This is a genomic window from Ensifer adhaerens (assembly GCF_013283195.1).
In the GTDB taxonomy this organism is placed as follows: Bacteria; Pseudomonadota; Alphaproteobacteria; order Rhizobiales; family Rhizobiaceae; genus Ensifer; species Ensifer adhaerens_G.
The window spans coordinates 55,576-67,823 of sequence record NZ_JABEKT010000002.1; the positions used below are offsets into that span (position 1 = coordinate 55,576).

Below are 12,248 nucleotides of genomic sequence, written 5' to 3' on the forward strand. Positions count from 1 at the left end.
ATGAAGATCGCAGCCGTCCGCACGCATCTCCTGGAGCACCACCTGGCGGTGCCGTTTCAAAGCGCCTCGATGCGCTTCGACCGGCGTGCCCATGTACTGGTGGAGATCGTCTGCGACGACGGCACCGCGGGCTGGGGCGAGTGCCTTGGCCCGACCCGGCCGAATGCCGCGGTGGTCGCGGCCTACACGCCCTGGCTCATCGGCGCCGATCCGCTCGAAACCGAAAAAATCTGGGCACGGCTCTATAACGCGCTGCGCGACCAAGGCCAGCGCGGGCTGGCGGTGACTGCCCTTTCAGGCATCGACATCGCGCTTTGGGATATCAAGGGCAAACATTTCGGCGTGCCGGTCTCCACGCTGCTCGGTGGTCGCTTCCGCGAAACCGTCAGCGCCTACGCCACCGGCAGCTTCAAGCGCGACGGCGTCGACCGCGTCGAGGACAATGCCGCCGAAGTCGCGCGCTATCGCGCGGAGGGTTTTCACGCCAGCAAGATCAAGATCGGCTTCGGCGTGCAAGAAGACCTTGCCGTGGTGCGTGCGGTGCGCGAGGCCGTCGGGCCGGACATGCGGCTGATGGTCGATGCCAATCACGGTTACGACGTGCTCGAAGCGCTCGAATTCGGCCGCAAGGCCGCCGACCTGGACATCGACTGGTTCGAGGAACCGGTGGTGCCGGAACAGCTGGGCGCCTATCGCGAAGTGCGCGCCGGCCAGCCGATACCGGTTGCCGGCGGCGAAACCTGGCACAGCCGATGGGGCATGCGCGAGCCGGTCGAGACCCGCGCCGTCGACATCCTCCAACCCGATCTGGCCGGTGTCGGCGGTTTCACCGAGGCGCGCCGCGTCGCCGACATGGCAGCACTTCACGGTGTGCGCATCGTGCCGCATGTCTGGGGCACGGCAATCCATATTGCCGCCGCCCTGCAATTCATAGCGGCGATGGTGCCCAATCCGGTTCGCGTCAATCCGATCGAGCCGATCCTCGAATTCGATCGCACCGAAAACCCGTTCAGACAGGCGGTGATCAAAACCCCGATCGAGCATGAGCAGGGGGTGGTCAAAATCCCCTCTGGCCCGGGACTTGGCATCGAGATCGACCGCGATGCGCTTGCCGAGTTCCGGATGAGGGATGATTGAGATGCTGGTCAGAACGCTCTCCGGTCGCCCGTCCAAGATCCCGCTGCCACCAGGCACGGTCGATACGCAGATGCATATGTATCTGCCCGGTTTTCCCGCCCTTCCCGGCGGACCCGCGCTTCCCGCCGGCGCCCTGCCCGATGCGGATCAATACAGACAATTCATGCGCTGGCTCGGCATCGACAGGGTCATCATCACCCAGGGCAATGCCCATCAGCGTGACAATGCCAACCTGATCGCCTGCCTGAATGCGATGGGTGACATCGCCCGAGGGGTCGCCGCCTTCGGCGCGGAAACCTCGGATAGGGAGCTGGACGCCTGGGCGGCGGCCGGCATCATCGGCGCAAGGATCATGGACCTGCCCGGCGGCGGCGTTGCCCTCGATGAACTGGAAGCCGTGGATGCCCGTGCCGCCGCACGCAACTGGATGGTCGCCGTCCAGTTCGACGGCAGCGATATCCTCGAGCACGAACCGAGGCTTAAGAAACTCAAATCCCGTTGGGTCTTCGATCATCACGGCAAGTTCTTCTCAGGCGCCGCACCGGATGGTCCCGAGGTCGCAGCCGTCAAGCGGCTGATCGATGGAGGCAACTGCTGGTTCAAGTTCGCCGGCGCCTATGAATCCTCAAAGACCGGCGGTCCTGACTATGCCGATGTGGCAGCCCTTTCGCGAGCGATCGCCGCTCATGCGCCGGAGCGCATCGTCTGGGGCAGCAACTGGCCACACAACCTTGCAAAGACCAATGCCGACTATCCCGACGATGCTGCGCTGACAGACACGGTCCTGGGCTGGCTGCCCGACGCCGAGATCCGTCATCGCGTGCTCGTCGAAAATCCTGAACGGCTCTTTGGCTTGAAGCCATTCACGGACGGAGGTGCCTGAAGCCACCCGCATGCGTCCGGAGCGAGGAGGCTTCGGCGTTTCAAGAAGGAGGAGGACACAATGAATATCGCAAAAACGCTTTGCCTGGCCCTGGGCGTTGCCCTTGGCGCCGGCAGCCTGCAGGCGCAGGAAATTACCCTGCGCTCGGCCGACATCCACCCGGACGGTTATCCGACCGTCGATGCGGTGAAATACATGGGCGAGCTGGTCGCCAAGCGCACCAACGGCCGCATCAAGATCGACGTCACCAACAACGCAGCGCTTGGCAGCGAGAAGGACACGATCGAGCAGACCCGCTTCGGCGTCATCGACATGAACCGCGTCAACGCAGCACCTTTCAACAACCTGGTACCGCAGACCGTGGTGCTCGGACTTCCCTTCCTGTTCCGCTCGACCGAACACATGCACAAGACCGTCGACGGCCCGATCGGCGACGAAGTGCTGGCCGCCTTCGAACCGCACGGACTGGTCGGACTTGCCTTCTACGATTCCGGCGCGCGTTCGTTCTATTCGACCAAGAAGCCCATCGAGAAACTCGCCGATCTCAAGGGCATGAAGGTTCGCGTCCAGCAGTCGGATCTCTGGATCGCCATGATGGAAGCCTTCGGCGCCAATGCCACGCCGATGCCTTTCGGCGAGGTCTATTCCTCGCTTGAGACAGGCGTCGTCGATGCGGCCGAGAACAACTGGCCGTCCTACGAATCCTCCCGGCATTTCGAGGTTGCCAAGAACTACACGCTCACCGAACACTCCCTCAATCCGGAAATCCTGGTGATCTCGAAGCTGAGCTGGGACAAGCTTTCGCCCGACGACCAGAAGGTTCTGAAGGAAGCGGCGAAGGAATCGGTCGTCAAGATGCGGGAGCTCTGGACCGCGCGCGAAAAGGCCTCTGAGGAAAAGGTTCGCGCAGCCGGCGCCAATGTCGTCACTGTCGACAAGGCAGAGTTCTCCGCGGCGATGAAGCCCGTCTACGACCGCTTCGTCACCGATCCTCAGATGAAGGATCTGCTCGAGCGCATCCGCGCCATCAACTAGCCCCCCCCCACAACGGAGTGTCCGGTTTCATCGGCCGGGCCCTCCTCTCGTCTGCAGCCTATGGAGGATACGGCAATGTGGCATTTTTTGCAGGCCGTCAGGCCTGCGCTTACCCGGCTCAGCCGGCTCTCGCTCTACATCTCGGGTGTGGGACTGGTCTCCATGACGGCCATCGTCGGCTGGCAGGTCTTTGCCCGCTACGTGCTCAACGACACGCCCAGTTGGTCCGAACCTCTGTCGCTGCATCTGATGTCCTGGTTCATCCTGCTCGGCGCCGCCGTCGGCGTGCGCGAGAGCGTGCATCTCGGGCTCGACTTCGTCCGCCACTCGGCATCGCCAGCTGTTCAGCGCCTGATGGATCTCGTCAGCCTTTCCCTGATCGTGCTCTTTGGCCTTTCGATGAGCTTCTATTCGACCCTGCTTTCCGTCGGCACCTGGGCCGCGACGATCCCCGTGCTCGGCTGGCCGGGTGGCGTCGACTTCTTTCCGATGATCGCCGGCGGCCTGCTGATCGCGCTGTTTGCGGCAGAGCGGCTCGCCGATGTTGTGCTCGGTGAGGCCCCGGTCGCCGATATCGTTATTCAGGAGGCGGCATAGTGGCCTACAGCATTCTCTTCGGCACCTTCACCATCCTGATGATGATCGGCATGCCGATCGCGTTTTGCCTCGGCATCGCGTCGCTGGCGACCGTCATCTACATGGGCCTTCCGCCGATCGTCGTCTTCCAGCAGATGAATTCCGGCATGAACGTTTTTGCCATGATGGCGATCCCGTTCTTCATCTTTGCCGGCGACCTGATGGTGCGCGGCGGCATCGCCGATCGGCTGATCCGATTTGCCGCTGGCATCGTCGGCCACCTGCGCGGCGGCCTCGGCCAGGTCAACATCGTCGCCTCGACGCTGTTCGGCGGCATTTCCGGCTCCGCCGTGGCCGACGCATCCGCCGTCGGTGGGCTGATGATCCCGCAGATGGCGGCGCGCGGTTACGACCGCAGCTACGCCGTCAATGTCACGGTCAATGCGGCGATCATCGCGCTGATGATCCCGCCCTCGCACAACATGATCCTCTATTCAATCGCCGCCGGCGGCAATGTCTCGGTCGCCGATCTCTTCACCGCCGGCATCCTGCCCGGCCTTCTGCTCGCCGCAGCGCTGATGGTCACGGCCTATGTGGTGGCGCGCAAGAAGGGATACCCATCGGAGCCCTTCCCGGGGCTTCGCCGCCTCGGCTTCTATCTGCTCGCCTCGCTGCCGGGGCTGCTGCTGATCGGCATCATCTTCGGCGGCGTACGCTCGGGCATCTTCACGGCAACGGAAAGCTCTTGCATCGCGGTGTTCTATGCCCTGCTCGTAGCACTTCTCGTCTACCGCGAACTTGATTGGAAAGGCTTCGTCGAGGCGGTGCTTCAGGCGGTGCGCACCACCGCGATGGTGCTGCTGGTGATCGGCACCGCCGCCTCCTTCGGCTGGCTGATGGCATTCCTGCAGGTCCAGCAGGGCATGGTCGCCGCCATCAGCGCGATCTCCGACAATCCCATCATCGTGCTGTTGCTGATCAATATCATTCTGCTCCTGCTCGGTACCTTCATGGACATGGCGCCGCTGGTCATCATCAGCACGCCGGTGCTTTTGCCGGTGGTCAAGGCGTTCGGCATCGACCCGGTGCATTTCGGCGTGGTGATGATTTTGAACGCCGGCATCGGCCTCAACACCCCACCCGTCGGCACCGTACTTTTTGTCGGCTGCGCCGTTGGCGGCATTTCGATCCGCGAGGCGATGCGCACCATCTGGCCGTTCTTCGGCGCCAGCATCGCCGTCCTGATGCTCGTCACCTACATCCCCGGCCTGTCCCTCTGGCTGCCGAGCCTCTTCCGGTAGCCAGAGGCCCGAGCGTTCAGGTTCGGGCCGATCCACAATTCGACCGCATTGCCCCGGCATCGCACCTGCGACACCGGGATGGAGGCGAATCGCGTGGCGCAGCGATCGGATGACAGACGTTTCACATCACTGGAAGCGCGCATCGATGCGGCCGCGCACCGGCTGCTCGACAGGCTTCCACGCGATGGCATCCCTGGCGGTCTGACGGAATTTCTCGTCTTCGGCATCAAACAGGCTTTCGCATGTCTCTTCGGCGGCGCCCTGCTCGCGCTGATGATTGCAACCAAGCTGTTCTGGCCGGACGAGATCGGCCTTGCCCGCTACGATTTCCTGTTCCTCGCCGCCCTCGGCATCCAGCTTCTCATGCTGGCCTTCAAGCTCGAGACCATTGCCGAAGCCAAGGTCATCCTGATCTTCCATATCGTCGGCACGCTGATGGAGATCTTCAAGACGTCCGTCGGTTCCTGGATCTATCCGGAACCCCGCGTCTTTCGCATCGGCGGCGTGCCGCTGTTTTCAGGGTTCATGTATGCCGCCGTCGGCTCCTACCTTGCTCGCGTGACCCGCATTCTCGATTTGCACTACACCCATTATCCTGCGCGCTGGGCAACGGTGCTCCTGGCTCTCGCCATCTATGCCAACTTCTTCACCCACCACTTCGTCGTGGATCTGCGCTATCTGCTGTTTGCCATCATCGCGATCCTGTTCTTTCGCACGACCGTGCACTACCGCGTCTTCCGGTTCCGGCATCGCATGCCGCTGCTGATCGGCTTTCTGCTCATTGCCCTGTTCATCTGGTTTGCCGAGAATATCGGAACGTGGTCGCGCGCCTGGATCTATCCCTCGCAACACGCCGGCTGGACGCTGGTGTCGCTGCAGAAGCTGGGTGCGTGGTATCTGCTGATGATCCTGTCCTTCGTGCTGGTCACGCTCGTCCACCGACCGCGCCCGCTGCAAGCGATGCATCAACTTCGGCAGGCGGGTGACCTGCCCATCGCGACGGCTGACCGAGGCGCCATCATCGGCGAGGCACCGCAGATCAGCCGGTGATATCAGGGGAAATATCCGTTGGGGGTGGTTCTGGCGTTGTCATTTCAGCACAGCTCTGAGCCGGGGAGCCGCGAAATCGACGAAGGCTCTCAGTTTCATCGGCACGTGACCCTGCGGCAGGTAGACCAGCTGAACCGGCAGCGCCGGATGTTCGAACGTCTCCAGCACCGGCACAAGCAGACGATCGGCAACCGCGCGTGCCGCCTGATAGGACAGAACGCGTGTCAGGCCGAGCCCGGAAACGGCAGCGTCGACTGCGGCCTCGGCGGTGTTGACCGCGAGGCGTGACCGGATCGGGGCAGTGATCTCGTCCTTCCCGTCGACAAAGCTCCAGGTCCGGTTCGACATCAAGCCTTCGAACGTGATGCAATCGTGGTCGGCAAGCTCGCTCGGATGACCCGGCTGTCCATTCCGGCCCAAATAGCTTGGGCTCGCGTAGACGACCCGCCTTATCGTGCCGAGTTTCGTGGCGATCAGGTTGCTGTCCGGCAGGTTGCCGATCCTGAGCGCGACATCGATGTGATCGTCGACGAGATTGACGAGCCGGTCGCCCAAAGACAGGCGCATGTTGACGTCAGGGTTGGCCTTGAGGAAATCGACGACGACAGGCAGCACGTGCAGCCGTCCGAAGACGATTGGCGCCGTCATCGTCAGATCGCCCTTGATCGTCGTGTATTCCCCAGCCGCCACCCGTTCCGCCTCGTCGACACGCGCGAGGATTTCTCGCGCCGCGTCGACATAGGTTCGCCCGGCCTCCGTCAGCTGGATCCGGCGATTGGTTCGGGTGAGCAATTGCGCACCGAGATGGGTTTCCAGTTCCGAAACCTTGCGACTGACCGTCGCCAACGGCATGCGAAGCCGCCGCGATGCGGCAGACAGGCTCCCGCCCTCGACGACGCCGAGAAGCACGGTCATTGCATCCAGTCGATCCATTTGCCTTCCAGTTTACGAGAATCCATCTACCAGAATGACATTCTACAACCAAATTCCGGAAGGGCATAGATTGTTGAGGAAGGCGGTTCATTCCGAAGCGCCCGTGGACGCTGAGCTCGCTCCGAGAAAACCGGTTTTCGCTGCCGAATGATTGCACATGGTGCTTCCGGCGGCTGATCCGTCGGCGGGCCGCGATACAAGAGGACACGAAAGATGAAACTTTACCGCCATCCACTCTCGGGCCACTCGCACCGCGCCCAGCTCTTTTTAGCCCTGCTTGGTGTGCCGCATGACCTTGTCGACGTCGACCTCCTGGCAAAGGCCCACAAGGCGCCCGATTTCCTCAAGCTCAATTCCTTCGGACAGGTTCCGGTGCTCGACGATGACGGCACGATCGTGAGCGACTCTAACGCCATCCTCGTGTATCTCGCCAAGAAGCTCGGTCGCTCCGACTGGCTGCCGGAAGATCCCGCCGGCGCGGCGAAAGTGCAGAAATGGCTATCGGTCGCCGCCGGCGAAATCGCGTATGGCCCGGCCGCTGCAAGGCTCGTGACCGTCTTCGGCGCGGGTCTTCGGCCGGAGGAAGTGATCGCCAGGGCGCACCGCATCCTGCAACTGATCGAAGCCGAACTCACCGACCGCGACTTCCTGCTCGGCAGCCGGCCGACGATCGCCGACGTCGCGCTCTACAGCTATGTCTCCAGTGCGCCCGAAGGCAACGTCGACCTCAGCGGCTACGCCAACGTCAAGGCCTGGCTTGGACGCATCGAGGCCCTGCCCGGTTTCGTGGGCTTCCAGAAAACGGCGGCGGGCCTCGCCGCCTGATTGCGCTGCCGGTGCGGAACGCTCCGCCCCGGCCTTTCCCGTCAGCAAGGAGAAAGCCGATGCCGGACACACTTGCACCGACCGCCGCCGCGTCCCCCTGGCACGAGGGCGAACTTGCCATTCAACGCAGTCTCGGGGTCGTCGAACGCATGGACGCGCCGGGCCGCAACTTCGTTCGCGCCTTCATGCCCGAACAGCACCGGCAGTTCTTTCCGATGCTGCCCTTCATCGTCCTTGGCGCCGTCGATCCCGCCGGTGATGTCTGGGCAAGCCTGCGGGCGGGCGAACCGGGTTTTATCCAGGCACCGGACGCACACGCCCTCGAACTTCAGCTCCCCCGCGACGGGAACGACCCCGCAGACAATGGCATGGAGGACGGCGACGCTATCGCCTTGCTGGGCATTCAGCTTGAAACCCGGCGCCGCAACCGGCTGAACGGCACCATCCGCCGGCCGGCGGACGATCGCTTTGCCGTCTCCGTCGGCCAGAGCTTCGGCAACTGTCCGCAATATATCCAGCTGCGGGATTTCTCGTTCGTGCGTGAACCAGCCGCTCCACCGCGGACGCGCGCCGTTCACCTCGGCGGTCTCGATGCGCGCACGAAAGAAATCATCGCTAACGCCGACACGTTTTTCGTCGCCTCCTATGTCGACCGCGACAACGGTGAGCGGCAGGTCGATGTTTCCCATCGCGGCGGCAAGGCCGGTTTCGTACGTATCGGCGAGGATGGCGTGCTGACGATCCCCGATTTCGCCGGCAACCTGTTTTTCAACACGCTCGGCAATTTCATGCTCAACCCCAAGGCAGGGCTGCTTTTTGTCGATTTTGCCACCGGAGACATGCTGCAAATGACCGGCGAGGCGGAAGTCGTCCTCGCCTCGTCGGAAATCGACGCATTCCAGGGCGCGGAACGCCTCTGGCGCTTTCGACCACGGCAAGTGGTCTACCGTCCGGATGGTTTGCCACTTCGCTGGTCTGATCGCGAGGCTGGTCAGTCGCCCAATTCGCTGATGACCGGCGATTGGCAACAGACGGAGGATCGGCAGCGCGCCGCTGCCCGCGCCGGGGAATGGCGCCCGTTTCGGATCGTGCAGACACAATCGGAGAGCACCACCATCCGCTCGCTCTACCTCGAACCGGCTGATGATGCCGGTCTGGCGCCGTTCCGCGCCGGCCAGCATCTGTCGATCCGGCTGCAAATGGACGGCAAATCCGTGGTTCGAAGCTACACGCTCTCAGCCGCCCCTTCGGACGGGGCCTATCGCCTCAGCATCAAGCGCCAAGGCGCGGTTTCGTCCTTCCTGCACGATCTCGGACCGGGCGACATTGTCGAAGCGCGGGCGCCGGCCGGCAGCTTCGTCATCGACGCTACGGAGCGCCGTCCGGCGGTGCTGCTTGCCGCCGGTGTCGGCATCACACCTGTCATCGCGATGTTGCACGACGTCCTCTATGAGGGCTTGCGCAAGCGGAGGATCCGTCCGACGTGGCTGTTCCAATCGGCCCGCAGTCTGGACGAACGCGCATTCGGTGAGGAGATTGCCTCCCTCGTCGATGCCGGCCAGGGCAAGATCCACCTGACCCGTGTGCTCAGCCAGGCGGATGGCGCACGCAAGGGCGAGGACTACGACGCCGCCGGACGCATTGATATGCCGTTGCTGCAATCCGTCCTGCCGTTCGACGATTACGACTTCTACCTCTGTGGCCCGCGGGCTTTTATGCAATCGCTCTATGACGGGTTGCGTGGGCTCAACGTCGCCGACGCCCGTATCCACGCGGAGACCTTCGGCCTGTCCTCGCTGACGCGCAGCGCTGATCCCGGAGTGCCGACATCGGCAATGCCACCGTCGAGTACGCCTGTGCGCGTCATCTTTGCCACCTCGGCCAAGGAAGCACGCTGGCAGCCGGGCGAAGGCACGTTGCTCGACCTGGCCGAGGCGCGCGGCCTTTCGCCCGAATATGGCTGCCGCAACGGCAGCTGCGGCAGTTGCAGTACCCGCGTCCTCAAGGGCGAAGTCGCCTATCCCCAGCAGCCCTCGTTCGAGGTCAGGCAGGGGGAGGCTTTGATCTGCTGCGCCGTGCCGGCGGAAAATGACGGGCAAGCCCTTCAATTGGCCGTCTAACTCAGCTGCACCATGGCTCTGCCGCTCGCCGCGCAGCGTCGTCACAAACCTTTCGGAGAATCGTGCAAGGATGCCGGAGTGCTGTTCTACCGCTCGATGGAGCGGATAGAGCAAGGTGACTTTCAGAGCCGGGGAGGTTCTCGGCCCATCTAGAAAGGAACCAGCCATGTCCAACGTTCAAGGAAAAGTCGTCGCCATCGCCGGTGCCAGCAGTGGCATCGGCGAAGCGACTGCGCGCCATCTGGCTGCAGCAGGTGCCCACGTCGTCCTCGGGGCCCGCCGCACCGACCGTCTGGCGACCCTTGCCGGCGAAATCCGCGCGGCCGGCGGCACCGCCAGCTTCCAGGCGCTCGACGTTACCGACCTTAGCGACATGCAGGCCTTCGTCGCCCATGCGGTTTCAGAATTCGGCCGGCTCGACGTCATCGTCAACAATGCCGGCGTCATGCCGCTGTCGCCGCTGTCCGCCCTCAAGGTCGACGAGTGGAACCGGATGATCGATGTCAACATCCGCGGTGTACTGAACGGCATCGCTGCCAGTCTGCCCCTCATGAACGAGCAAGGCCGCGGACAGATCGTCAACCTCTCGTCGATCGGCGGTCATGCGGTGTCGCCGACCGCAGCCGTCTATTGCGCGACCAAGTTTGCCGTCCGGGCGATCTCCGATGGCCTTCGACAGGAGACAGATCGCATCCGCGTCAGCGTCGTCTCGCCGGGCGTCACCGAATCGGAACTGGCGGACAGCATCTCCGACGAAAGCGCCCGCAGCGCAATGCGCGACTTTCGGCGCATTGCCATCCCGGCCACCGCCATCGCTCGGGCCATCGCCTATGCCATCGAGCAGCCTGACGATGTCGATGTCAGCGAGATCATCGTTCGCCCGACGGCAAGCCCGCACTGATCCGGTTCAAGCGGAGCGCACGCAGATGAACCTCACTTTTCCAACAGCAATGGCAGCGGGAGCCTGGACGACGTTCGGCCTTGTCCTTTCCGCCATCTCGCCAGATCCGCCATCGGCACGGGAGAAAATCATGCAGCAGGCGCCGCACCCCTATGTCGGCATGTGGGAGACCGAAGACGGGCATGTCCGCCACCACCTCCTGACGGGTGGCCGTTATGACGAAGCGCGCGGCAAGCGGCAGAGCGCCTATCGGGGACGTTATTGGGTGACCGGCGATCATATCGACTATGTCGACGATACCGGCTTTACCGCCGACGGCAATTTTGTCGACGGCGTGCTCCACCACGGCGGCATGACCCTGCGCCGGAAAGACGAGTGACAGAGGGAGCGGCGGCCGACGACATCTGCCGCTCCCTCGATATCCCGTTGAACTTGCGCTCGGAAAAGACCAACCTTTTCGGGGCGCCATTCCCCCGCGAAGGAAAACGGCCTTGGGCGATCTCGAAGAATTCCAGCAACTGATGGAACGCAACAGCGGCATCGACGGCGTGCTGTCGACAAAGATACCGCACCTCATCCTGATCCGGTCGTCGAACCCGACCGAACCGATCCACACGTTGCATAAGCCCGCCGTCTGTTTCATTGCGCAGGGGTCCAAGCAGGTGATGCTGGGTGATACGGTGCAAACCTACGATCCCAACCGGTATCTCACCGTTTCGGTCGACCTGCCGGTCATCGGTCAGGTCATCGACGCATCGGCGGAAAAGCCTTATCTTTGCCTGCGCCTCGATCTGGATCCGGCCATGTTGAGCGCACTGGTGATCGAGATGGGGTCCTCGCCGTCCGATGTCGGCGCCCCGGAACCCGGCCTGTTTCTCAGCGATGCGACGCCCGAACTGCTTGACGCCATCGTCCGGCTGCTGCGCCTGCTCGACCGGCCGGATGAAATAGCCGTGCTGGCGCCGCTGGCGGAACGCGAGATCCTTTACCGGCTGCTTGTTGGCGAACAGGGCCATCGCCTGCGCCAGATCGCCCGCGCCGAAAGCAAGCTGACCCAGGTCAACCGCGCGATCGACCTCATCAAACGCGACTTCCGCAAGCCGCTGCGCATCGAAGATCTGGCGGCAAGAGCCAATATGGGCCTGTCATCCTTTCACCAGCACTTCAAGGCTGTGACGGCGATGAGCCCACTGCAATACCAAAAGCAGCTTCGGCTGCAGGAAGCCCGCCGGCTGATCCTCGGTCAATCCATCGATGCGGCGACCGCAGGCCACCATGTCGGCTATGACAGCCCGTCGCAATTCTCGCGCGAATATGCCCGCCTTTTCGGTGCGCCACCGCTGCGCGACATTGCGCGGCTGCGGGCAGCGCCTTCCTACCTGCTGGAGGCCTGAAGTGCGGGAACGCATCGGAACCTTGGCGAGGTCTGAAGGGTTGCTTGTCCTCATGCCGGACTCGGCTATTGATAATGTGCCCGGCTGGCGCCA

At 63.2% G+C, this 12,248-nt stretch carries 12 protein-coding genes; 11 read left to right on the forward strand and 1 reads right to left on the reverse strand.

Annotated features, from left to right (window positions below):
* The 6 genes from LPJGGPFB_RS16830 (at window position 1) to LPJGGPFB_RS16855 (ending at window position 5,982) form a co-directional block, all read left to right on the forward strand.
* On the forward strand, window positions 1-1,137 hold the full coding sequence (locus tag LPJGGPFB_RS16830) for a mandelate racemase/muconate lactonizing enzyme family protein (RefSeq protein WP_173421120.1): 1,137 nt from the start codon (window positions 1-3) through the stop codon (window positions 1,135-1,137).
* 1 nt (window position 1,138) lies between these two features.
* Window positions 1,139-2,020 (forward strand): amidohydrolase family protein, encoded by an 882-nt coding sequence (locus LPJGGPFB_RS16835; protein ID WP_173421121.1) that lies wholly within the window; start codon window positions 1,139-1,141, stop codon window positions 2,018-2,020.
* Between the two features lie 60 nt (window positions 2,021-2,080).
* Window positions 2,081-3,055 carry a TRAP transporter substrate-binding protein gene (locus LPJGGPFB_RS16840; protein WP_173421122.1) on the forward strand — a complete coding sequence of 325 codons (975 nt, stop codon included), beginning with the start codon at window positions 2,081-2,083 and terminating at the stop codon, window positions 3,053-3,055.
* 75 nt (window positions 3,056-3,130) lie between these two features.
* The gene (locus LPJGGPFB_RS16845; RefSeq protein WP_173421123.1) at window positions 3,131-3,652 is read left to right on the forward strand and encodes a TRAP transporter small permease; all 522 of its coding nucleotides are present in this window, start codon (window positions 3,131-3,133) and stop codon (window positions 3,650-3,652) included.
* Window positions 3,652-4,932 carry a TRAP transporter large permease gene (locus LPJGGPFB_RS16850; protein WP_173421124.1) on the forward strand — a complete coding sequence of 427 codons (1,281 nt, stop codon included), beginning with the start codon at window positions 3,652-3,654 and terminating at the stop codon, window positions 4,930-4,932. The genes LPJGGPFB_RS16845 and LPJGGPFB_RS16850 overlap by 1 nt, the downstream gene beginning before the upstream one ends.
* A gap of 93 nt (window positions 4,933-5,025) precedes the next feature.
* A complete protein-coding gene (locus LPJGGPFB_RS16855) occupies window positions 5,026-5,982 on the forward strand; it encodes a DUF817 domain-containing protein (protein ID WP_345791040.1) in 957 nt (318 codons plus the stop codon).
* Between the two features lie 39 nt (window positions 5,983-6,021).
* Here LPJGGPFB_RS16855 and LPJGGPFB_RS16860 read toward each other — a convergent pair whose 3' ends face one another.
* On the reverse strand, window positions 6,022-6,915 hold the full coding sequence (locus LPJGGPFB_RS16860; RefSeq protein ID WP_173421126.1) for a LysR family transcriptional regulator: 894 nt from the start codon (window positions 6,913-6,915) through the stop codon (window positions 6,022-6,024).
* Window positions 6,916-7,128: 213 nt separating this feature from the next.
* Between LPJGGPFB_RS16860 and LPJGGPFB_RS16865 the strand changes: the two genes are divergently transcribed.
* The 5 genes from LPJGGPFB_RS16865 to LPJGGPFB_RS16885 all read left to right on the forward strand — a co-directional run bounded on the left by LPJGGPFB_RS16865 (window position 7,129) and on the right by LPJGGPFB_RS16885 (window position 12,155).
* Window positions 7,129-7,740 carry a glutathione S-transferase family protein gene (locus LPJGGPFB_RS16865; protein ID WP_173421127.1) on the forward strand — a complete coding sequence of 204 codons (612 nt, stop codon included), beginning with the start codon at window positions 7,129-7,131 and terminating at the stop codon, window positions 7,738-7,740.
* Window positions 7,741-7,799: 59 nt separating this feature from the next.
* The gene (locus tag LPJGGPFB_RS16870) at window positions 7,800-9,860 is read left to right on the forward strand and encodes a 2Fe-2S iron-sulfur cluster-binding protein (protein WP_173421128.1); all 2,061 of its coding nucleotides are present in this window, start codon (window positions 7,800-7,802) and stop codon (window positions 9,858-9,860) included.
* A gap of 166 nt (window positions 9,861-10,026) precedes the next feature.
* Complete coding sequence (locus LPJGGPFB_RS16875; RefSeq protein ID WP_173421129.1) at window positions 10,027-10,761, forward strand: SDR family oxidoreductase; 735 nt, start codon at window positions 10,027-10,029, stop codon at window positions 10,759-10,761.
* A 25-nt stretch (window positions 10,762-10,786) separates the two neighbouring features.
* Complete coding sequence (locus LPJGGPFB_RS16880) at window positions 10,787-11,140, forward strand: Atu4866 domain-containing protein (protein ID WP_427858273.1); 354 nt, start codon at window positions 10,787-10,789, stop codon at window positions 11,138-11,140.
* 112 nt (window positions 11,141-11,252) lie between these two features.
* Entirely contained in the window at window positions 11,253-12,155 is a 903-nt protein-coding gene (locus LPJGGPFB_RS16885) for an AraC family transcriptional regulator (RefSeq protein ID WP_234902916.1), read from the forward strand.
* Window positions 12,156-12,248 lie beyond the last annotated feature (93 nt).